Genomic DNA, 22,138 nt, shown 5'->3' on the forward strand with positions numbered 1-22,138 from the left:
GATTCAGCCGATCGTCGCCTGCGTGTGGCGCGCGATCATGAGCTCTTCGTCGGTCGGGATCACCCACGCCGACACCTTGCTCGATGCCGTGCTGATACACGGCCCGCCGCGCGAGTTCGCCTGCGCATCCAGTTCGATGCCGAGCCACGCCGCGCTCTTGCACACGCGCTCGCGGACCGCCGGCGCATGCTCGCCGATGCCCGCGGTGAACACGAGTGCATCGATGCCGCCAAGCGCCGCCGCAAGCGAGCCGAGGTCGCGACCGATGCGGTAAGCGAACAGCTCCACCGCGAAGCGTGCGCGAGGATCGTCGCTCGCGAGCAGTTCACGCATGTCGCTCGACACCGCCGATACCCCGAGCAGCCCCGACTCCTTGTAGATCAGGTTCTCGATCGCGCGCGCGTCCATGCCCATCTGATCGATCAGATAGAGGATCACGCCGGGATCGAGACTGCCGCAGCGCGTGCCCATCGGCAGGCCATCGACGGCTGTGAAGCCCATCGTGCTCGCGACGCTCTTGCTCGCCGCCATCGCGCACATGCTCGCGCCGTTGCCGAGATGCGCGACGACCGTGCGCCCCGTCGCGGCGCTGGGCGCAAATTCGGGCAGCACGCTCGCGATATATTCATACGACAAGCCGTGAAAGCCGTAACGCCGCACGCCGCGCGAGGTGATCTTCTCCGGCAGCGCGAACGCTTGCGCCACTTCCGGCTGCGCACGATGAAATGCCGTATCGAAGCACAGAACCTGCGGCAATTCCGGACGACGCCTCGCGATGATCCGCACCGGCTCCAGGTTGTGCGGCTGATGCAGCGGCGCGAGCGGCACGAGTTCGTCGAGCTTCGCAAGCACTTCGGGCGTGGCGAGCACGGGCTGCGTGAATACCTCGCCGCCATGCACGACGCGATGCCCGACCGCGATCAGTTCGTAGCCTTCGTGATGGCCGCGCAAAAAGTCGCCGATGCACGCAATCGCGCCTTCATGTCCGATCGCGGTGCCCTTCTCCCACGTTTGTTCGCCGATTTGCTTGCCCGCGCTGTCGAACGCGCTGAAGGCGGGCGCCGTGTGCAGTCCTTCCGCCTGCCCGCGCATGACGAGTTCGGGCGCGGCGCCCTTCATCGCGAACACGCGGAACTTGATGCTCGACGATCCCGCATTGAGTACCAGAATGGCGTCGGTCATGAGCTCACCCCAGCGCCTTGCCGCCTTCGCGGCGCGCCTTCGCGACGAGCGCCGCCACCGCGCAGGAAGCGAGCCGCGTCATCAGCGAATCGGCACGGCTCGTCAGGATGATCGGCACCCGCGCCCCGAGCACGATGCCGGCTGCGTCCGCTCCCGCAAGAAACGACAGGCTCTTCGCCAGCATGTTGCCGGCTTCGAGATCTGGCACGAGCAGCACGTTCGCGCGTCCCGCGACGGGTGAATCGATCTGCTTGATGCGGGCCGCTTCGGGATCGATGGCGTTATCGAGCGCGAGCGGTCCGTCGACGAGGGCACCGGTCACCTGATGGCGATCCACCATCTTGCAGAGCGCGGCGGCTTCAATGGTGGACGGCACCTTCGGATTGACCGTCTCCATCGCAGAGAGAATCGCGACCCGCACTTCCTGAAAGTTCAGCGCGTGCCCGAGATCGATGGCGTTCTGCAGGATGTCGACTTTTTCTTCGAGCGTCGGCGCGATGTTGACGGCCGCGTCGGTGATGATGAGGGCGTTTTCGTAGCCGGGCACGTCCATCACGAAGCAGTGGCTCACGCGTCGCGCCGTGCGCAGCCCCGTCTCGCGGCGCACGACCGCGCCCATCAGTTCGTCGGTATGCAGGCTGCCTTTCATCAGCGCCTCGGCCTTGCCTTCGCGCACGAGATCGACCGCAGCCGCCGCCGCGGCATGGCTGAAGGCCGCATCGACGACTGGATAGCCTGCGATATCGATGCCGTGCTCTGCCGCCACCGCCTCGATGCGCGCGCGCGGCCCGACGAGGATCGGCGCGATCAGTCCGTTCTGCGCCGCCTGGATCGCGCCTTCGAGCGAGCTCTGATCGCACGGATGCGCGATCGCGGTCGGTACGGGTTCGAGCGATCTGCAAAACTCGATGAGCTTCTTGTACTTCGCGTGTTCACGTTCCACGGCGGATTCCTGGGAGAGGTGAGATAACGTGATGATGGCAGCATTTCAACGCGCGAGCGTCGTCGCGCGCGGCTCGCGTGCGGCCTTGCCGAGCAGCACGGTGCGAATCCGTTCGAGCATCGCGCGCTGTTCGTCGGTCGGCTGGCCGCGCTGCACGCGTTCGTCGGTAACGAGCCTGTCCAGCAGCGTCAGGATGCGTTTCCTTTCGACGCGGTCCGCCAGCAATTTCGGCAACGTGACAAGCGCCTGCTCCGGTTCGTAACGCGCGATGATCTCCTGCTCGCCGCGAATGCGCCGCCATTGATCGGGCTGCAAGTTCGGCAGGAATTCCGCGTAATCGTTCGCGAGTTCCTGTTGCAGCACGAGTCGCGCGAGCGGAATCGGCTCGCCGTGGCGTTTGAGCAGGAACGCCATGCGTGCGAACGCTTCCGCGTAGCCGCCTTCCGATATGGCATCGAGCGCTTCCTTCACGAACGGCAACTCACGCGGGTCCGGCACGACGTCCGCCGCAGCGGGCGCTGGCGTTGTATCTGCGCGATCTTTCGCGGCCATGTTGCCGTAGCACATGAAGAACGCCGCTTCGGTGGCCGCATCGCGCATCGCCCGGTAGAAATCCATCGACGCGCTGACGAGTTCCGACCCCGCCTTCTCGACGTCGCGATACGGCCCCGAGTCCACGGGGTCCTTGCGCGCCGCCTTGATCGACGCGGCCGCAGGGCCGAGCCACGCGAGCCAAGGATTCATGTCGGAGAAGGCCCAGCGTTGAAAGCGCAGCGGATGGAATGCGCGTGATAGTTGCGCCGTGAAGTCGTTCGATGTCGCCTGTACGTACGGCTGTACGAAGAGTTCGTACGCGCGCTGATTGAAGTCCGACACTTCGGCCACGGCCTTGAACGGCTTCTCGTCGACGCGCTCGAACCGATTCAGCCGCTCGAGAATCTCCTCCAGACGATGCTCATGGAAATCGACTTCGCATTCGGTCTCGCCGCGCTCGTTCTTGCGCTCCGTGATCTGCATCGCATAGAGGCCGGGCGGCAGCGACTCGATCGTCTTCAGCACCGAGACGATCTGCGTGTGCTCGCGCTGCGCGACCTTGCCCGACACGAAGATCCCCAGATGCCCGATGCTTTTATGCAGAAGCCCGATGATTACCTGCCCGCGCGCCTTGATTTCCTCCGTGCTGCCGTAGAGATCGGCCACCCAGTTGAACGCCTGCTGCGGCGGCGTGATGTTGTCGCCCATCGAGGCGAACAGGACGATCGGCGACTTGATGTTGCGCAGATCGAAGCCCTTGCCCGCCGGGTCCTTCACGTCGCCGGACCAGAGCTTGTTGCCGACGAACAGATTGCGCGTGATCCACTCGATCTCCTCGCGGTTCATCAGATAATAGCCGCCCCACCAGCGCTCAAAATCGAGGAAGCGCGGCGGCTCGGTATCGATATTCGCGTACAGGTGGTAGTACTTGTCCCAGAAGCTGTTGGCCGGGTTCAGGTTCTCGAAGTTCTGCACCAGATGCGCGCCGTCGAACTTGCCGTTGCCGAGGTCGGCCGTGAGCGACGCGAGCCACGTTCCGCCCAGCATGCCGCCCGAGTAGCGCATCGGATTGTCGCCCTCGCCTTCGCTCCAGGCGCCGCTCCAGTACGACATCGGCGCGCCGTTGATGACGATCGGCCCGGTGTCGTCGGGGTTCGAGGCGGCGAGCATCATCGCGGCCCAGCCGCCCTGGCAATTGCCGATGATCGCGGGCCGCGGGCTCTCCGGATGCAGCGCCCGCACCTTGCGCACGAATTCTTCTTCGGCGGCGCATACGTCGAGGAGCGTCTGGCCCGGCTCGGGATCGCGATAAAACACGACGAAATAGACGGGATGCCCCGCCCGCATCGCGACGCCAACCTGCGAATCGTCCTTGAAGCCGCCGATGCCCGGTCCGTGGCCGGCGCGCGGATCGATGATCAGATAGGGGCGGCGCTCGTCGGAGATCGTCACGCCGGGCGGCGGCTTGATCTTGAGCAGCGCGTAGTTGACGGGGCGCGCGAAGGTGCGGCCGTCGAGGATCGTGTCGTAGTCGAAATGGAGCGCCGGCTTGAGTCCGCTCGCCGATTGCTCGACGAAGGCGGTGCCGCGTTCGCGCAGCGTGTCCCAGAAGAGGATCGAGCGCTGCATCGCGTCGAGTGCGTAACGGTAGCCCGCCAACGGGTCGAACGATGCGGGGGAAAGCGCCAGGACACCGCGTGTTGCGTCAGGGCCGGCGGCATCGGAGAGCCGCTCCCGGAAGTGCGTCTGCGCATTCTCCATGCGCTTCTGGAACACGAGCGCGACCTTCCTGCTGATCTCGTGACTGCGGGCGAGCGGCGTGCTGGCATCCATGGCGTGAGCCTCGGTATCGGCAAGAGCTGCAAACCGGACGACACGCGCGCCCATCGGGCTCGCGCTGTCCTCGGAAGTCGGAACGTCAAGGGGCAAGGGTGCGTCACTCACGGCGCCCCAGTGCCCTGCGACTTCGCGACTCGTTTTTAAGCTACCGCGTGTTCGGCGAGACCCGTTTCGATGATTCGATGTTTCGATATGCAGGCGGAAACTATGGCTGAAGAGCGTCTCGAATACTTGACTCAGATCAGCGTTTCCAGTCGCGGCCGGAAGACGGTGGGCGCCTCCGTGCCCGATTCGGCTCCGTGTCGAGGTTTTGGTGACCGCATCGTCAGTTCTATACCATTCGACCGGGGCAATCAAGCGAGGTTGTCCTTTGTGCATGGTGATTGCCTGAATATATTCCGTCACCGGACAGCACTTGTTCCGCCGCGTTGAAACTCCGTCCTGTCCGCCCGCGGGAACCTCCGGCTCCCTCCAGTAAACAGTCCTTTCACCGCCCGAGCATTGTTCCCGCCGATTGCGCATGAATAATGATCCACATGGTTACGGACACAAGGGAGGAACGTCCAATGGACAAGTCATTTGCAGGATCAAACACGAGCGCGCCGCTTCTGGCGACCCTCGCGGGCGCGCTCGTTCTCGCTGTGGGCATGGGTTTCGGACGTTTCGCCTTCACCGGCATGTATCCGCTGATGGTCAGGGAAGGCGCGATCAGCGTCGCCGGAGGGTCGCTCGCTGCATCGGCGAACTATGCGGGCTATCTGCTTGGCGCAATCCTCGCCGCGCGGTTCGACAACAGGCACGCAGCGCGGCTCGCCCAGTTTGCGATGATCGGAACCATCGCCTGCCTCGCCGCGCTGTCGTTGCATTTCGGCACGGCTTACATCATCGGCGTGCGGTTCGTTGCGGGCGCGTTGAGCGCCGTCGCGCTTGTGGCCGCTTCGATCTGGCTCTTTCATGTGATCGGATATCACCAGGGCGCACCCGTGCTGTATGCAGGCGTTGGCGTGGGCATCGTGACATCGGCGGAGATCATCGCGTTCGGCGGGCGCGTCGGCCTGAACGGCGCGGGCTTGTGGGCACTGCTCGCGGCGGTCGCGTTGATACTGTGCGTCGTCGCCGGGCCGACGCTCTCGCGCCAGATCACGAGCGAAGCCAGTGAAGCACCCGCTGACGCAGGCAGGCAACAGCAATCGATCCTCAGTGCGCGCAGCCTCGTGCTGATTTACGGCCTCGCGGGATTCGGCTATATCGTCACCGCGACCTATCTGCCGTTGCTCGTGAAGGAAGCGCTCGCGAATACGAATCCGGTGCACGTGTGGGCGGCGTTCGGGCTCGGCGCGGCGCCGTCGTGCTTCCTGTGGCACTGGCTGCACCAGAAGCTCGGCAGCCGCGCCGCACTCGCGGCGAATCTGCTGGTGCAGGCGATAGGCGTGATCTTGCCAGCAATCGACGCGAGCGCCATCGCGTTTCTCGGCAGCGCGATCCTCGTCGGCGGCACGTTCGTGGGAACGGTGACGATCGCGATGCCGGCGGCAAGACGCGTCGCGTCGACGGTTCGCTTCAACCTCATCGCCGTGATGACGGCGGCGTATGGCGTCGGGCAGATCGTCGGGCCGCTCGTTGCGAACAGCCTCTTCGCGCATACGCACTCGTTCAATCAGCCGCTCGCCGCCGCAGGCGTCGCGCTGGTGCTCGCGGCGATTGCGTGCACGCGATGATCCCTCTCACGCATCCGGAGCAGCCTTCAACGGCGCCGCAGCGTCTTTGCCTTCGAGCATGACGTTGTCGGCGCTGAGCGCTTCAGCGATCCATTCGCGCAGGAACTCGATCCACGTCCTGATCTTCGCATCGAGAAACTGGCGCGACGCGTACATCGCGTAGATGTTGAGCGGCTGCAGATAGTGGCCGGGCAGCACTCTCACGAGAGAGCCGTTGCGAAAGAGCGACCGGATCGTGAGCGTCGGCAGCGCGCCGATGCCCATCCCTTCCTGAAGCGCGACGGCCATCGCATCCGGCACGTTGACGCGAAAGCGCGCCATTGGCAGATGCACTTCGCGCGCGCCCTCCGGCCCGAAAAGGAGCCAGCTCCTCGACGGAAACATGGGCATCGCGACTTGCAGGCATACGTGCTCCGCCAGCGCCTCGACGGTCTCGGGCGTACCGTGCGCCGCCAGATAAGACGGCGCCGCGCACAGCACGCTATGCATCGAGCCGAGCTTGTGCGAGATGTAGTTCGAATCGGGCAGCGCGTCGGGCGACACGCGCACCGCGACGTCGTATCCCTCCTCCAGCAGATCGGGCACGTTCTGCGATAGCGTCAGATCCACCGTCACCGACGGATAGCGCGCCTGATACGCGGCGATCGCCGGCACCACATAGTTCTGCCCGATGCTCGACATCGCGTGCACGCGCAGCGTGCCGACGGGGTTCGCGTGCGCATCGGACGCTTCGGCCTCGGCCTCCGCCACGGAGGCGACGATCGCGCGGCATCGGTTCAGGTAACGCTCTCCGGCTTCCGTCAGCGCGATACGCCGCGTCGTGCGGTTGAGAAGCCGCGTGCGCAGGTGCGTTTCCAGTTCGGAAAGGCAACGCGAGACGTAGCCCGTGGTGGTATCGAGCTGATTGGCGGCGGCCGTGAAGCTTCCCGACTCCGCCACCTCGATGAAGATTTTCATGTAGCGAATGGTGTCCATGATGCGAAAGCGTATCGAAATTGAAACGATCGTGCAGATCGATTTGTTACCGCCACTCAATACTGTTAGTCCACCGCGTGTGTACGCAACCCGCTTCGACAAGTCTAAATTGGAACCCATCGAGGCCGCGGGCCCGATCCGCTACAAACCAACTTACATTCGAGGTTCATCATGAGCAATACGCAAAAAGTCGTCGTGGTAACGGGTGCATCGCAAGGAATCGGCGGTGAACTGGTCAAGGCGTTCCGCGAGCACGGTTACGGTGTGATCGCGACGGCCCGTTCGATCAAGCCGGTTGACGATCCGAACGTGGTTACGGTAGCCGGCGACATCGGCGACCGCGCAGTGGCGAAGCGCGTAATCGCCGAAGGCATCGCGCGCTTCGGACACATCGATACGCTCGTCAACAACGCGGGCATCTTCATCGCGAAGCCGTTCACGCAGTACACCGAGGAAGACTACGCCGCGGTGCTGAACGTGAACATGAACGGCTTCTTCCACATCACGCAGCTCGCCATCGCGGAGATGGAGAAGCGTTCGAGCGGCCACGTCGTGCAGATCACGACGAGCCTTGTCGATCATGCGGTCGCCGGCGTGCCCTCCGTGCTGGCCTCGCTCACGAAGGGCGGTCTCAATTCGGCCACCAAGTCGCTGGCGATCGAGTACGCGAAGGCAGGCATCCGGGCGAATGCGGTGTCGCCGGGAATCATCAAGTCGCCGATGCACGCGGTCGAGACGCATGCGGCGCTCGACGCGCTTCATCCGGTCGGACATATGGGCGAGATGAGCGATATCGTGAACGCGGTCCTGTATCTCGACTCGGCTCCGTTCGTGACGGGGGAAATTCTCCACGTGGACGGTGGGCAAAGCGCGGGGCATTGAAGAGGCGGCTGAAAGCGCCGTCACCCGATCAGCAATTTCTGCGCGTCGTGCAGTACGGCAAACCCAGCAGACGATACATCAAGTCGTGACGGTTTTTCAACTCCACGGGGAACGTGTATCGGACGACCGCACCGTAGTGATTCTTCAGCGCAGTGAATTGGTTCGTCATACCAGCGGGACACGCGACGCGCTTCCTGTAATCGAGCAGGTAGCGCGTCTGCGAACGATATTCCTGCGTGAACTGGATCGCGCTTTTATCGAAACAAAGAAGGTAGACGCCCGATCTCGCCGAAAGCGGCATCACCGGTTCGATGACGCCGATCACATTGCCTTCATTCAGGTAATTCTGCCGGTCTACGACGAGGTAGTCGAGGCCGAGGCCATCGACATACTCGCGCCCTTCATCCGCACGCAAGGCCTCGTAGTAGCCATACGAGCCGACGAGCCCCTCGGTGTGCAGGAAACGGTATTCGTTGCCAAGGAAAAAGCCGAACGATCCTCCGCGATCTCCCATCGCGAAGAAGGTGCCCGGCGCGATGCCCTTGTTATGCAGGTATTGCACCAGCCTGACATTCTCGGCGCCGAAGGCATCGTATTTAGCGCCCCGGTCGGCATATGAAAGCCTGAGAAAATTCATTCGGTAAAGCGGGAAACTCAATGCCGGACGCACGAGCGCAAAGAGCGCAACGACGAGCAGCGTCAACGCGTACCAGCGCCTCGTTTGCAGCGTCGATGAATGCGCTCGTATGATCTCCACGGCTTCGAGAATCAGATAGTAGGTCAGCAGGAATTCCGGCCAGTAGTACCAAGGCCAGACCGGCCAGCCCGAATTAACGAGGTAATACACGACGCACATTACGAGCGCGATGAAACACGTCGCAAGTTCATCGGGAAATTGAAGGCGCGGGCGCAGCTTCGTCACGGCAGCGTAGATCGCGATGCCCGCCGCGATCGCTATTGCAAAGAACATGGCGGTGAGATGAAATACCGCAACTGCGACGTTCTGGCCCGTCACGTTGCCGATCGATTTCGCGAGACCGGATACGGGGAAAATACTATGGAACTGGCTGTAGTTGATCCACGCGTAAATTGCGATTACGGGAACAATGATCGCGTATTTCCTGAAATCGGCCTTCTTGTACCGAACGAGATCGACGATGTCTTTTGCAATGATCAGGCTCAGTGCATCGAGCCGCGCAAGGAACAGCAGCGCACCGAATACGCCGCGCCATTTCCACGTGCTGCGACTTAGAAAGAGAATGAAAAGCGGCGGTAGCATGGCGGTTTCCATGCTATGCGCCATGACAAAAGGAAGATAGCCGATGCACGCCGCAGCCGGGAAAATCACCCCGTAGCGAAGCTTCGAAACCAATAGAAAGAAGAAGATGAAGAGGAACGACAACGTACAAACCTGCGCGGCCATCGACGTGACGGACGTGCCAAACAGATAAGCCGATGCCGATATCAGCGCGAGCCACAACGGCTGATATCCATTTGTCTTGAAGGGCGGCAGAAACGAACTCACCCCGCTTTCAACGACATTGCGCGCGATGCCCAGATAATAATACGCGTCGTCATATACGACGTCGACCCATACGACCGGCGGCTTCGTCAGAATCAGCCCGACACTCCCCGCAAATACCGCCACGAGGCCGATTACCGCGGCTATATCGGCTAGCGTAATCAAGCGATCGACGAGTTTGCGCGTCGTGATCATGAATTCGATTCCAAGGTCGTTGAGTCGTACGTCTGGAAAGCGAATCAATTGCGCGGCAACGAGCCTCATCTGCACGATCGTTCTGCGCGATGGGTGAATGCAATCACCCCGCGCAGCATTGACGCTTAATATCTCACTGTCAAGTCATTGGCTGAGCGAAAGAGCATGCTTACGTTCTTAAGGGCCGCAGCAAGCGACCCTTAAGAAATCTCGCTACTTCCCAGAGCGTCCCGGCAGCATGCTTTCGAGTACACCATCGCGTCGGATCAGCCCATGAAACAGAGCCGCCGCGAAGTGCACCAGGAATGTCGCGAACAACAGGTACGCGAGAATCGTATGCAGTTGACGCAGGGTCGCGTAGACGGTGGCGTTCTGCGCCAGTATCGGCGGCAGTTGCAGCGGTCCGAACAGAACGATCGGGTAACCGCCCGCCGATAGCATCCCCCAACCGATCAGCGGCAACAGGAACATCAACGCATAGAGCACCCAGTGCGATGCATGCGCGGCAAAACGCTGAATGGCCGGCATGTCCGCGGGAAGCGGCGGCGGCGGGTTGAACAAGCGGTTCACGAGGCGGATCGCGACGAGGATCAGTATCGCGATGCCGATCGGCTTGTGAATCGACACCAGCGTCGCATAGCGAGGCGATGCGGACGCCGCCATCCCCACGCCGATGAACAGCATCGCGAGGATCAGCACGGCCATCAGCCAGTGAAGTAAGCGCGACGACGCGGCGAAACGTGTGCTTGCAGTGCTCGTGCTCATGACTGGCCTCCCGCGCTGACTTCCTGCGGCGTGACCGCACTCGGTGGTTTCTCTTTGCGCTCGCCTTCGCGCAACGTGAACGAACGCGCGTAGGCCGCTGAACGCGCACTCGGGATCGGATCGTCGGATGCGGTGATGCCGGAGGGCAGGACCATCGGGTCGTAATTCACGTCGACGCAAGGGCCGTCGTCTTCGCTCGAAAGCTTGTCGATCGTTACCGTGCCCGCGTCGATCTGCTTGCGATCGGCGGGCCACGGCCGCGTCGGGTCCGCGGTCGGGTCGCCCTCCTGGCCCACCGTGATCATCAGCCGCCACTGCACCGGATGCTTCGCCACCTCGGCGATGAGGGCATCGAACATCGCGTTCTTGTCGGCCGTTGCGCCACCCGCGGCTGCCGGCGCGAACGGCTGAAGCGGCACGGCGGACCAGCGCACCGGCGTCGACACGCCCTCCGCGTTGACGAAGCGGAACGTATTGAGCGCGTTGTACGTGGCATCGGCGAATCCTGACGACACCTGGCGGGCTTTGATGAGCTTGATCGCAGCGACGAATTCCGGATGGACGCCGGCGAACGCGTCCATTTTTGCGGGATCGGGCTTGCCGGTCGCGGGGTCCGGCTTCGATGCGACCAGTTGATCGTAGAACGCCTGCGCGGTCATCACCGGGAAGACGGGGATATTGATCATCCCGGTGCGCCATTCCTCGCCGTTAGGGGAAAGAAAGCGCAGCGCGAGACTGCGTACCGTGGCGGGCTCGTCGGGGATGAACGGCAGCCCGCCCGCATACGCGATGCGCGCGACGACCGGCACCTTGCCGGGCGCAAAGAGCGCCGCCTTCGAGAGCGCGGCCGCCTGCCCGTTGCTGTCGAGCCAACCCGTCGCGCACACCCCCTTCGCGTGATTGCGACGGAAACCGGGATGCGGACCGTTCGCCTGCTCGAAGGCCGCGACGATCTTCGTCTGCGTGAGGCGCCCCGGCGAGAGCCAGCCGCCCGCATACGCGAACGCCGCTGCCACGCAGAACACCGCGCCGCCGATCACGCCGAGCCTCACCACCACTGCGCCGGCGCCCAGCTTCCGCTGGGCGCCAGTCGAATCGCGCACATTATCTGGCACTTTCTGCTCCTTCGTACACGTCGAGGTTGCTGAGTGCGGCGCGTGGTGCCAGTCGCGTGACATGGCGATGCTGGGTTGCGCCTCTTAGCGCACGATGGAGAGCGGATCGTGCGTTGAACCAGTATCAACGAATCGCATGCGGCCGTTATTCCGATCGAACGGAGGTTTGCCGGAATGCACGATGGCGAATGAACGGCATCGACGCCGATGATACTGCCGACGAAAAATGCGTGCGCGCAGCGTCAGCGCATGCGCGCGATCGAATACAGCAGCGCGAAGTCGCTCTGGCGCAGTTTCTCTTTCCTTTGGTACGCCACCTTCACCCCGTTGGCCCCAACGAGCGACAGCGCGCTGATTGCGCCGCCTGCGCTCAGCAACAAGGGCGCGCCGCTGACCAGGAATGAGACGGCTGCCGCGAACGCGGCCCAGGTCTTCGCATCGGAGAAGATTCCGGCGATATATTCCCGGTTCGTCTTGCTATCGAGCTCGAACAGTTCCCTGATCTCTTTTGATGCCTTGGTGGCGATCACTTTTTCGAATGCCGGTGCCGTTGCGGACGGAGCGACCTCGTAAGCCATCACACTGCAGCGCTCCCGCAATCGCTCGATTTCCTCGCGCTTGTTCTCGTGCAACGAGCGCAACACTTCGACGCCTTTTGCATCCAGCACGCCGAATCGAGGCGACACGAGACGCTGAAAGAGTTCCCACGCAATCAACCGGTGCCGATCCTCTTCCTTGCCCGCTTCATCGACGTCGACGTCGACCGGAAGCTGCGCGAGGAACGCTGGGAGTCGCTCGTTCGTCAGAAGCAGCGGCATGTCCGGCATTTCGCGAAGCGTGTCCGTGAACGCGAGTCTAGTGAGGTAGATTTTGAGCAGCGTCAGCGGCACGAGGTTCTCCTTGTACAAGTGATCGCAATAGCGATAGAGGGCTTCGAGATCCTTGTCGAAGTCGAGGTACTGTTCGGACAGGTGTCTGAAGAAGCCGGTCGCAGCGCGGTTGCCGCCGATCAGCGGTTGCCACTCGGCCGCCTTTGCGCCGCTTGCCTGCAACAGCGCGTCGCCATGTTCGAGTCCCTTGATATCGGTTGCGTAGCTGAGCGCGAGCACGCCAAGCGACTTCGCCAATGGCTGCAGCGCATTGACCGTCTCCTCGAACCCGCCGTGGTGCGCACGCGCGACCGAATAGATCTGACGGAATTCGTTCTCCCACGGGGGCCGCCGCTTGAGCACGAGTTGCATCAACGCCGCGGGCTCCTTGCCAAAGGTAGGCTGGGGACAGGTGACCGTTATCGCTCCGGAGAGCAGGAACGCGGACACCGGAAAATCGGCGAGCGACGTGGGTGGATCGGGATAGAGGATCATGAAGGCCTCGCGGTCGTTACGTGATACGTTCGTTGCATTCCCTGGGCGTTGCTGCATGAGTCCATCTACGGCTATTCTAGGCATCCGTGCGCGCTTGGGAACTGAAAGGGGCATTCGGACAAATCAAATAGTGGAGACAGCGTGGACATCTTCATGTCGATGGAGGCATTCGTACGCGCAGCCGAAGCACAAAGCTTCGCCAGCGCGGCACGGCAGCTAGGCGTCGCGAAATCCGTCGTCACGTCGCGGGTGAAGCAGTTGGAAGAGCATTTCGGCGTGGCGCTCTTTCATCGCTCGACGCGCGCCGTGCGCCTTTCAGAAGCCGGCGAAACCTATTATCGCGAGTGCGTGCAACTGGTGAACAAAGTGCACGACCTGTCGGGCCGCACGAGCGCCGAGACCCAGTCGCTCTCCGGCACGCTCAATGTTCATGTGCTGCCGGGCTTCGCGCTCGGGCACTTCTCCGAGGCGCTGATCGCGTTTCGCGAGGCGCATCCGCGCATCGAGTTCGTCGTGACCGTCAACGACCGCGTGATCGATCCCGTCCAGGAAGGCCTCGATCTCGCGCTGCAGATCTATCCGCCCGCATCGAACCTGCTGGTTGAACGCAAGCTGTTTCCGGTGCGCGGCGTGCTGTGCGCGGCGCCCGCGTACCTTAAGGAGGAACCCGTCATCGAAACACCGCTCGATCTCGTACGTCACGATTTCGCGCGTTATTCGCATTATCCGTGGGGCGACAAGTGGCCGCTCATGAAGGGCAACGAGTGCTATGAAGTCTCGCTCAATCCGGTGCTCAAGACGAACAGCGTGCACCTGCTCCTGGAATTCGCGCGCGCGGGCGCAGGCGTCGCCTATCTTCCGACGATGGTCGCCGCCGCCGATCTCCTCGAACACCGGCTCGTGCACGTGCTGCCCGAGTACGCGGCGCCGCCGCTTTGGCTTTCGGCGGTCTATCCCGCGTCGCACCGATCGACCACCAAGGTGAAGGCGTTCGTCGACTTCCTGCGCGAGCGATATCTGCGCGAACCCCAGTGGGACAAGGCGCTCGGCATCTCGCCGTCCGACGACGAAAGCCGCAATGTAGACGAAGAACTCGGCGACGCCTGAGCCTTCGCAACGCCTGATATCAGTAGTTTCCCTAGCGTCGAAATCGACGTACGCAGCGTTCGCGAAACGCGACCCTCGTTCCATTGCCTTGCCGCACAGGCGGCCCTAATCTTCGTTCCAAGGCAGCACGTTCACGAAGATCAACAGAGCAATGGAGACAGACATGCAAGCTACCCAACTCGGCAGCCTCGGCAATTACCGCAAGGGCTCGATCGAAATCATCAAGGGCAAACCCGGACACTACGCGATGTCGAACGTGTTCGAGGTTGCGAACACCTCGGCGCCGTACGAAAAGGTCGTCGTCGGCAAGAACCTCAAGTATGTGATCGAGACGTTGCGCGCGGAAGGCACCTCGCCGTGGTTCACGGCATCGCACGATGAATTCGCGGTTGCGCTCGATGGCGAGATCGACGTTCATTTCATCAAGCCGTCCGATGGTCCGCTCGTCGGCGAACAAACGGAAGGCACCGTGAAACTCGATGGTGAACCCTCGGGCCAGTCGATGGGTTTCGTGCGCTTGCGCCGCGGTCATCAGGCGCTGCTGCCCGCGGGCGCCGCGTATCGCTTCGAAGCGCGGAAGGCGGGTGTGCTGCTGGTGCAGACGATCCTCGGGTCGGCTTCGGTCGAGAAGTGGGCCGACATCTGCATCCAGTAACCGACACGCAATCAACGCCACCCCTTTCGGAGTACATCATGGATCAAGCCAGCATTCTTCAGAACGTCGTCGCGACCGACCCGGACAGCGTCACCGGCTATCGCACCTTCAAACTCGGTGGTTTCGAATTCAGCCGCGACGCCTATTTCGCCACGGTGAAGTGGCCGTCGAACGGACAGACCCGCTCCCACCAGATGCACGCCGACGACTTCCTGCGCGCGATGATGCGCGACGTGGCATGGGGCTTCTTCTACGGCTGGGTCAACTTCGATGAAGTGATCGGCACGCGCAATCATTACGGCAAGGTGGACATGTACGCCGGCGCGTACAACGCGAGCTTCAAGGACGCGGGCGTCGACTACACGCAGCAGTTCGAGACACCCGTGATCATGGCGACCTTCAAGGCGATCCTGAAGGACTGGGTCAACGAAGGCTTCGATCCGTTCGCCGCGCCCGAGGAAACCGGCTCCGCGTTCGGCGCCAAGCACGGCGACAACATCGCCGCCATCGACCGCACGCGTATTGCGACAAAACGCATGCCGGGGCTCGAAGGCGACTCGCCATTGCGCGACGATCTTCCCGTCAACCGCCAGTTCGCCGACATCGAGCAGGACGAACCCGAGATTCACGCAGCGCCTGGTTTCGAAGGCCAGTTGCATGCCTTCAGTCTTTTCAAGTACCTGTCGCGTTCCGACGTGACGTGGAATCCGTCGGTGACGTCGGTGTGCAAGCAGAGCCTCTTCTGCCCGACGACCGAGGAGTTCGTGCTGCCGGTCTTTCATGGCAACGACCGCGTCGAGTGGTTCCTGCAACTCTCCGACCAGATCATCTGGGACGTTGCCGACAAGGACACCGGCGAGCCGCGTGCGCGCATTACGATGAACGCGGGCGACATCGCCGCGATGCCCGCCGATATTCGCCACAAAGGGTATTCGCAGAAGCGCTCCATGCTGCTCGTGTGGGAGAACGCGACGCCCGATCTGCCCAAGCGCTACGAAAGCGGCGAACTTCCGCCGTACCCGGTGCCCCTCTAAAGCGCCCGGCGCTAACCCCTTCCCTGCCCCGCATCGAAACGACGACGCCGAGAACCGGCGTCGCGGGGACCGCTTTGTCTTAAGCATTCTTCAGGCAGGACCGACATGCAAACGCAACTCTTCATCGATGGCCGCTTCGTTCCGGCACTGAGCGGCGAAACGCTCGCGAGCGTCAACCCGCACGACAACTCGGTCATCGCGCAAGTCTCGATGGCCGGACGCGCGGATATCGATCGCGCGGTCGATGCAGCCAAGGCCGCTTTCCCGAAATGGAGCAGTATGGCCGCAGCCGAGCGCGGCAGGCTGCTGCTCAAACTCGCCGATGCGATCGAAGCGAACGCGGATAAACTCGCACGCCTCGAATCGCTCGACACAGGTCATCCGATCCGTGACACGCGCAACCTCGACGTGCCGCGCACGGCCGCGACGTTCCGTTACTTCGGCGGCATGGCCGACAAGGTCGAAGGCTCCGTGATCCCTGTCGAAGCGGGCTTCCTGAACTACATGACGCGCGAGCCCGTCGGCATCGTCGGGCAGGTGGTGCCGTGGAATTTTCCGCTGATGTTCACAAGCTGGAAGATGGCGCCCGCCCTCGCCGCTGGCAACTGTGTCGTGATGAAGCCAGCGGAACTCACGCCGCTCTCCAGTCTTGCTATCGCTGAACTGATGGCTGAAGTGGGCTTTCCGCCGGGCGTCGTGAACGTGCTGCCGGGGCTCGGTTACGTGGCCGGTCAATACATCGCGGAACATCCGGAGATCAGCAAGGTCGCGTTCACGGGATCGACCGCCGTGGGCCGCAAGATCGTGCAGGCGTCGAGCGGCAACCTGAAGAAGGTGCAACTGGAACTCGGCGGAAAGGGCGCGAACGTAGTCTTCAGCGACTCGAATCTCGATGCGGTCGTGCAAGGCTCCGCGTTCGGTATCTTCCATAACCAGGGGCAGGCGTGCATCGCGGCGTCGCGGTTGATCGTGCATGAATCCGTCGCCGATGAACTGCTCGAACGCTTCACCTCGCTCGCGCGCTCGATCAAGATCGGCGATCCACTCGACCCTTCCACGGAGATGGGCCCGCTCACTTCGCAGATGCATCGCGACCGTGTGCTCTCGTATGTCGATGTCGCACGCGATCAAGGCGGATGCGTGCTGTCAGGCGGCAAGGCGCCCGCGAACGCTGCGCTTGCGAAGGGCTTCTACGTCGAGCCGACGATCGTCTCCGCGAAGCCTACCGACCGCGTTGCGCAGGAAGAAGTGTTCGGCCCGTTCGTCACGGTCAGCACGTTCAGCAACGACGAGGAAGCACTCGCCATCGCGAACGGCACCGAATACGGCCTCGGCGCGGGCTTGTGGACACGCGACCTGCAACGCGCGCATCTCTTCGCGCGGCAGTTGAGGAGCGGCATGGTGTGGATCAACTGCTACAAGCGCGTGAGTCCCGCGTCGCCGTTCGGTGGTGTCGGCGCGAGTGGCTATGGACGCGAGATGGGTTTCGAAGTGATGCGCGAATACACGCAGCCGAAGTCGGTCTGGGTGAATGTCGATGCAAACATTCCGCCTTACTATCCGCGCTGAAATCATGAACTCGTTCATCTATCAGGGCATGCCGTCGCGCGTGGTGTTCGGTGCAGGGAGCATCGAACATCTTGAGCGTGAGATCGATCTGCTCGGCGCGAAGCGCGCCATCGTGCTCTCGACGCCTCAGCAGCGCGAACAGGCGGAAGCACTCGCGGAAAGGCTCGGTGTGCGCGTCACGGGCGTGTTTGCAAAAGCGGTGATGCACGTGCCCATGGAGACCGCCCGCGAAGCACGCGAGTACGCAGAACGGGTCGGCGCCGATTGCGCTGTAGCAATCGGCGGCGGCTCCACGACGGGGCTCGGCAAGGCGATCGCGTTGACCTCGTCGCTGCCGATACTCGCCGTTCCTACCACATATGCCGGCTCCGAAATGACGCCGATCTACGGTCTCACGGAGGCGGGACTCAAGAAGACGGGCCGCGACATTCGCGTGCTGCCGAAGACCGTCATCTATGATCCGGCGCTGACGGTGTCGCTTCCTGCATCGCTGTCGGTCACGAGCGGCATCAACGCGATTGCGCACGCGGCCGAAGGTCTCTATGCGCAGGACGCGAATCCGGTCATCAGCCTGATGGCCGAGGAAGGCATTCGTGCGCTGGCTCAAGGCATCGGCAAAGTCGTCGAGCAACCCGGTGACCTCGATGCACGCAGCGACTGTCTCTACGGCGCTTGGCTGTGCGGCGCGGTGCTCGGCAATGTCGGCATGGCGCTGCATCACAAGCTGTGCCACACGCTCGGTGGCACGTTCAATCTTCCGCACGCCGAGACGCACACGATCGTGCTACCCCACGCGCTCGCCTACAACCGCGATGCGGCGCCGCAAGCGATGAAGCGCATCGCACGCGCACTAGGCACGACGGACGCCGCACGAGGCGCATTCGATCTCGCGCGCGATAACGGCGCGCCCACTGCATTGAAAGATATCGGCTTCAAGGAAAGCGACATCGACATCGCATTGGACATCGCGTTGAAGAACCCTTACTGGAACCCGCGTCCGCTGGAACGCGCGCCTTTGCGGGCCTTGCTCGAAGCGGCCTTCGAAGGCCGCGCGCCAACCTGACGCACAGCACAGAAAAACGCTGGCGCAGAACCATAAATAGACTGAAGGAGACAAACATGGACGATCGATCCATCGACGGCGCTCGCCGTCAATTCGTGAAGGCCGCCGCAAGCGCCGCGCTCGTTGGCAGCTCACCGATGCTCGCGCGCATCGCAAACGCCGCAGGTCCGCGCACGCTTAAAATTGGCTACGTATCGCCGCAAACGGGGCCGCTCGCGCCCTTCGGCGAAGCCGACCGCTTCACGATCCAGCAGATGCAGACGGCGTTGAAGGGCGGCATTACGATCGGCGGCAAGCAGTATCCGGTATCGATCCTCGTGAAGGACAGCCAGTCCAATCCGAACCGCGCGGGCGAAGTGGCGAACGATCTGATCCTCAAGGAAAAGGTCGACATCATGCTCGTCTCCGGCACGCCGGAAACCGCGAACCCGGTCAGCGACGCGTGCGAAGTGAACGAGATGCCGTGCGTATCGACTGTCGTTCCGTGGCAGCCGTGGTTCTTCGGCAGAAAAGGCGACCCGAAGAAGGGTTTCAACTACACCTATCACTTCTTCTGGGGCCTTGAGGACGTGATCGCCGTCTACACAGGCATGTGGCGATCGGTGCAGACCAACAAGACGGTCGGCGGCCTCTTCCCGAACGACGGCGACGGCAACGCATGGGGCGACAGCAAGCTCGGCTTCCCGCCCGTGCTCGCGCAAAAGGGCTTCACGCTGAAGGACCCGGGCCGTTTCCAGTCGATGACGCAGGATTTCTCCGCGCAGATTTCCGCGTTCAAGCAAGGCAGCTCGCAGATCGTGACGGGCGTCGTGATTCCGCCTGATGCAAAGAACTTTCTCGTGCAGGCGCGTCAGCAAGGATTCAAGCCGAAGGTCATTTCGATCGGCAAGGCGCTGCTCTTTCCGACTTCCATCGAAGCGCTCGGCGATCTCGGCGATGGCCTCTCGACCGAAGTGTGGTGGTCGCCGTCACATCCGTTCAAGTCTTCGTTGACGGGACAGTCCGCGCGGCAGCTTGCCGACGCGTACGAAGCCGCCACGTCGAAGCAATGGACGCAGCCTATCGGCTTCGCGCACGCGCTCTTCGAAATCGCCGTCGATGCGTTCAAGCGCACGAAAGACATCGACTCGAACGAAGCGATCCGCGACGCCGTGGCGACGACGAAGCTCGATACCGTCGTCGGACGCGTGGCCTGGGGCAGCGGCCCGGTGAAGAACGTTGCGAAGACGCCGCTCGTCGGCGGGCAGTGGCTCAAGACTGCGGCAGGACAACCGCATCGCTTCGATCTCGCGATCGTGAACAATCAACTCGCTCCCAGCGTGCCGCTCTCCGGCCCGCTGAAGCTGATCGCATGACGAGGGAGACAAAGCGATGAGCAGCGTTCTGGCATTGTCGAGCGTCTCGAAGAGTTATGGCGCACTGAAGGTCACCGACGACATCAGCTTCGAGATCCAGCGCGGCGAGACTTACGGCATCCTCGGCCCCAACGGGGCGGGCAAGACGACCCTCTTCAACCTTGTGAGTGGCGACGTGCGCCCTGATGCGGGCACGATCCACTTCGACGGCAACGATATCGGCGCGCTCGCTCCGCACAAGCGCTGCGTCGCGGGGATCGGGCGTTCGTATCAGGTGCCGCGTCCGTTCGGCGGGATGACCGTATTCGAAAACCTCTTGGTCGGCGCGACGTTCGGCGGCGAGCTTGCAGAACACGCGGCCTACGACGTGTGCATCGACGTACTGGAGCGCACTGGTCTCAAGCGCCGCGCAAATCAGCTTGCGAGCACACTCACGCTGCTGGACCGCAAGCGTCTTGAGCTAGCGCGCGCACTCGCCACACGTCCCAAGCTGTTGCTGCTCGATGAGATTGCAGGCGGTCTCACGGAGCCGGAGACGCATGAACTTGTCGATGAAATCAAGCGCGTGAAGGAGCATGGCGTGACGATCGTGTGGATCGAGCACGTCGTGCATGCGCTGCTCGCCGTTGCCGATCGATTGCTCGTCATTCACTTCGGCAAGCGCCTCGCGGAGGGATCGCCCGCTGCGGTGATGGACGATCCCGAAGTGAAGCGCGTCTATCTCGGTCTGGAGGCTTGAGCATGCCGGCGATTCTCGAAACACGCGCGCTCAGCGCGTTCTATGGCGATTTTCAGGCGCTGTTCGGCATCGACATGGCCGTGAACAGCGGTGAAGTGATCGCGCTGATCGGCTCGAATGGCGCGGGCAAATCGACGTTTCTCAAGACGCTCGCAGGCTTGCTGCGCACGCGTCCGGAGCAGGTGCTCTACAAGGGCGAAGCGATCGGCGGCATGCCAGCAGCGAGCATTGTCGGCAAGGGCATCGCGCTCGTGCCGGAAGGACGCAGGCTATTTGCGAGCCTTTCCGTCGAAGAGAATCTGCTGCTCGGCGGATATTGCGAACGGCCGGGACACTGGAATCTGCAGACTGTTTATGAGTTGTTCCCTGTGCTGAAGGAACGCAGACGCCATCAGGCGACGGCGCTCTCAGGCGGCCAGCAGCAGATGGTCGCACTCGGCCGCGCGCTGATGAGCAACCCCGATCTGATCATGTGCGACGAACTCTCGCTTGGGCTCGCGCCTGTCATCGTGCGCGAGATCTACGCAGCGCTGCCTTCGATCGTGGCGGACGGCATGAGCGCGATCGTCGTCGAGCAGGACGTGCAACTGGCGCGCAAGGTCTCGTCGCGTTTCTATTGCTTTCAGGAGGGACGTGTGTCGCTTTCGGGCGCCTCCGCCGACGTCTCCGACGAAGCGATCACGCAAGCCTATTTCGGAGTGACGTCATGAGTTCGACCGTCAATATAGTGTTGCAAGGCGTCCTGCTCGGTGCGCTGTATGCGCTCTTCGCGATGGGCCAGTCGCTCGTGTTCGGCGTGATGCGTCTGACCAATACCGCGCACGGCGACTTCATCGTGTTGCTCGTGTTCGTGCTCTTCGCGCTGACGAGCTGGGCGCATGTACCGTTGTGGCTCGCCGTGCCGCTGTTGATCGTAATCGCCTTTGGCGCGGGTTATGCCGTGCAGTTCGCGGTGCTCAATCGCGTGAGCGGACGCGATCCGTTGCCTTCGCTCGTCGTTACCTTCGGGCTTTCGATCGTCATTCAGAACCTGCTGCAGGAAGTGTTCTCCGCGGACCCGCGTTCGCTCGCAACGGGCGGCTTCGAATCGATGAGCTTTGCGTTGCCCGGCGGCATCGCCTTGGGGCTCTTGCCGCTCCTCACGCTCGCCGTCACGATCGCCGCGACGCTCGCGCTGCAATGGCTCTTCGGCCGCACACCGCTCGGCCGCGCGTTTCGCGCAACCTCCGACGATCGCGAGATCGTGCAACTGATGGGCGTCTCCCCACGCCGCACGTTCGCCCTCGCGATGAGCATCGCGTTCGTGCTGATCGCGCTCGCTGCGACGCTCTACGGCATGCGGACCGCAGTCTCCCCGACCGATGGCCCCGCGCTGCTGCTCTACGCGTTCGAAGCGGTGATCATCGGCGGCATGGGTTCGTTCTGGGGCACGTTCGCGGGCGGCATTGCGCTCGGGATCGCGCAACAGATCGGCTTTTATTTCGATCCCGGCTGGGGTATCTGGCTCGGGCACGTGCTGTTCCTCGCCGTGCTGACCGTGCGGCCGCAAGGCTTCTTCCCCAAGACCGCTTGACGTTTTATC

At 62.7% G+C, this 22,138-nt stretch carries 19 protein-coding genes; 11 read left to right on the forward strand and 8 right to left on the reverse strand.

What is annotated here, in order from left to right; all coding sequences use genetic code 11:
* Positions 1-3 precede the first annotated feature (3 nt).
* From AWB65_RS07415 to AWB65_RS07425, 3 genes are read right to left on the reverse strand one after another with little or no spacing between them, the layout of a single operon-like run.
* Positions 4-1,182, reverse strand: coding sequence for an acetate/propionate family kinase (locus AWB65_RS07415; RefSeq protein WP_087666520.1), 1,179 nt, complete (start codon positions 1,180-1,182; stop codon positions 4-6).
* Positions 1,183-1,186: 4 nt separating this feature from the next.
* Positions 1,187-2,125 (reverse strand): phosphate acetyltransferase, encoded by a 939-nt coding sequence (locus tag AWB65_RS07420; protein WP_087666521.1) that lies wholly within the window; start codon positions 2,123-2,125, stop codon positions 1,187-1,189.
* 45 nt (positions 2,126-2,170) lie between these two features.
* Entirely contained in the window at positions 2,171-4,492 is a 2,322-nt protein-coding gene (locus tag AWB65_RS07425) for a DUF3141 domain-containing protein (RefSeq protein ID WP_087666522.1), read from the reverse strand.
* A 572-nt stretch (positions 4,493-5,064) separates the two neighbouring features.
* On the opposite strand from AWB65_RS07425, the gene AWB65_RS07430 reads away from it, so the two are divergent.
* Entirely contained in the window at positions 5,065-6,216 is a 1,152-nt protein-coding gene (locus AWB65_RS07430; RefSeq protein ID WP_087666523.1) for a YbfB/YjiJ family MFS transporter, read from the forward strand.
* A gap of 6 nt (positions 6,217-6,222) precedes the next feature.
* Here the strand turns inward: AWB65_RS07430 and AWB65_RS07435 are convergent, their stop codons facing one another.
* Positions 6,223-7,191, reverse strand: a complete 969-nt coding sequence (locus AWB65_RS07435) for a LysR family transcriptional regulator (RefSeq protein WP_087666524.1) — start codon at positions 7,189-7,191, stop codon at positions 6,223-6,225.
* A gap of 171 nt (positions 7,192-7,362) precedes the next feature.
* Between AWB65_RS07435 and AWB65_RS07440 the strand changes: the two genes are divergently transcribed.
* Positions 7,363-8,073: an SDR family NAD(P)-dependent oxidoreductase gene (locus tag AWB65_RS07440; RefSeq protein WP_087666525.1), complete on the forward strand. Its 711-nt coding sequence runs from the start codon at positions 7,363-7,365 to the stop codon at positions 8,071-8,073.
* Between the two features lie 28 nt (positions 8,074-8,101).
* Here AWB65_RS07440 and AWB65_RS07445 read toward each other — a convergent pair whose 3' ends face one another.
* The 4 genes from AWB65_RS07445 to AWB65_RS07460 all read right to left on the reverse strand — a co-directional run bounded on the left by AWB65_RS07445 (position 8,102) and on the right by AWB65_RS07460 (position 13,034).
* On the reverse strand, positions 8,102-9,859 hold the full coding sequence (locus AWB65_RS07445) for a hypothetical protein (RefSeq protein WP_087666526.1): 1,758 nt from the start codon (positions 9,857-9,859) through the stop codon (positions 8,102-8,104).
* 144 nt (positions 9,860-10,003) lie between these two features.
* On the reverse strand, positions 10,004-10,555 hold the full coding sequence (locus AWB65_RS07450; RefSeq protein WP_087666527.1) for a cytochrome b: 552 nt from the start codon (positions 10,553-10,555) through the stop codon (positions 10,004-10,006).
* Positions 10,552-11,670 carry a catalase family peroxidase gene (locus AWB65_RS07455; RefSeq protein WP_235007536.1) on the reverse strand — a complete coding sequence of 373 codons (1,119 nt, stop codon included), beginning with the start codon at positions 11,668-11,670 and terminating at the stop codon, positions 10,552-10,554. The genes AWB65_RS07450 and AWB65_RS07455 overlap by 4 nt, the downstream gene beginning before the upstream one ends.
* Before the next feature lie 242 nt (positions 11,671-11,912).
* Positions 11,913-13,034, reverse strand: coding sequence for a hypothetical protein (locus AWB65_RS07460; protein ID WP_087666529.1), 1,122 nt, complete (start codon positions 13,032-13,034; stop codon positions 11,913-11,915).
* Between the two features lie 141 nt (positions 13,035-13,175).
* On the opposite strand from AWB65_RS07460, the gene AWB65_RS07465 reads away from it, so the two are divergent.
* From AWB65_RS07465 to AWB65_RS07505, 9 genes are all read left to right on the forward strand, one after another.
* Complete coding sequence (locus AWB65_RS07465) at positions 13,176-14,141, forward strand: LysR family transcriptional regulator (RefSeq protein ID WP_087666530.1); 966 nt, start codon at positions 13,176-13,178, stop codon at positions 14,139-14,141.
* A 163-nt stretch (positions 14,142-14,304) separates the two neighbouring features.
* A complete protein-coding gene (locus AWB65_RS07470; RefSeq protein ID WP_087666531.1) occupies positions 14,305-14,796 on the forward strand; it encodes a cupin domain-containing protein in 492 nt (163 codons plus the stop codon).
* A 38-nt stretch (positions 14,797-14,834) separates the two neighbouring features.
* Positions 14,835-15,830 carry a hydroxyquinol 1,2-dioxygenase gene (locus tag AWB65_RS07475; RefSeq protein WP_087666532.1) on the forward strand — a complete coding sequence of 332 codons (996 nt, stop codon included), beginning with the start codon at positions 14,835-14,837 and terminating at the stop codon, positions 15,828-15,830.
* A gap of 105 nt (positions 15,831-15,935) precedes the next feature.
* A complete protein-coding gene (locus AWB65_RS07480) occupies positions 15,936-17,399 on the forward strand; it encodes an aldehyde dehydrogenase family protein (protein WP_087666533.1) in 1,464 nt (487 codons plus the stop codon).
* 4 nt (positions 17,400-17,403) lie between these two features.
* Positions 17,404-18,462 carry a maleylacetate reductase gene (locus AWB65_RS07485; RefSeq protein ID WP_087666534.1) on the forward strand — a complete coding sequence of 353 codons (1,059 nt, stop codon included), beginning with the start codon at positions 17,404-17,406 and terminating at the stop codon, positions 18,460-18,462.
* A gap of 56 nt (positions 18,463-18,518) precedes the next feature.
* Positions 18,519-19,817 carry an ABC transporter substrate-binding protein gene (locus AWB65_RS07490; RefSeq protein ID WP_087666535.1) on the forward strand — a complete coding sequence of 433 codons (1,299 nt, stop codon included), beginning with the start codon at positions 18,519-18,521 and terminating at the stop codon, positions 19,815-19,817.
* 16 nt (positions 19,818-19,833) lie between these two features.
* Positions 19,834-20,556: an ABC transporter ATP-binding protein gene (locus AWB65_RS07495; RefSeq protein ID WP_087666536.1), complete on the forward strand. Its 723-nt coding sequence runs from the start codon at positions 19,834-19,836 to the stop codon at positions 20,554-20,556.
* Positions 20,557-20,558: 2 nt separating this feature from the next.
* On the forward strand, positions 20,559-21,266 hold the full coding sequence (locus AWB65_RS07500; RefSeq protein ID WP_087666537.1) for an ABC transporter ATP-binding protein: 708 nt from the start codon (positions 20,559-20,561) through the stop codon (positions 21,264-21,266).
* On the forward strand, positions 21,263-22,129 hold the full coding sequence (locus AWB65_RS07505; protein ID WP_087666538.1) for a branched-chain amino acid ABC transporter permease: 867 nt from the start codon (positions 21,263-21,265) through the stop codon (positions 22,127-22,129). Before AWB65_RS07500 ends, AWB65_RS07505 begins: the two co-directional genes overlap by 4 nt.
* Positions 22,130-22,138: the final 9 nt, after the last annotated feature.

This window comes from Caballeronia humi (assembly GCF_001544475.1).
In the GTDB taxonomy this organism is placed as follows: Bacteria; Pseudomonadota; Gammaproteobacteria; order Burkholderiales; family Burkholderiaceae; genus Caballeronia; species Caballeronia humi.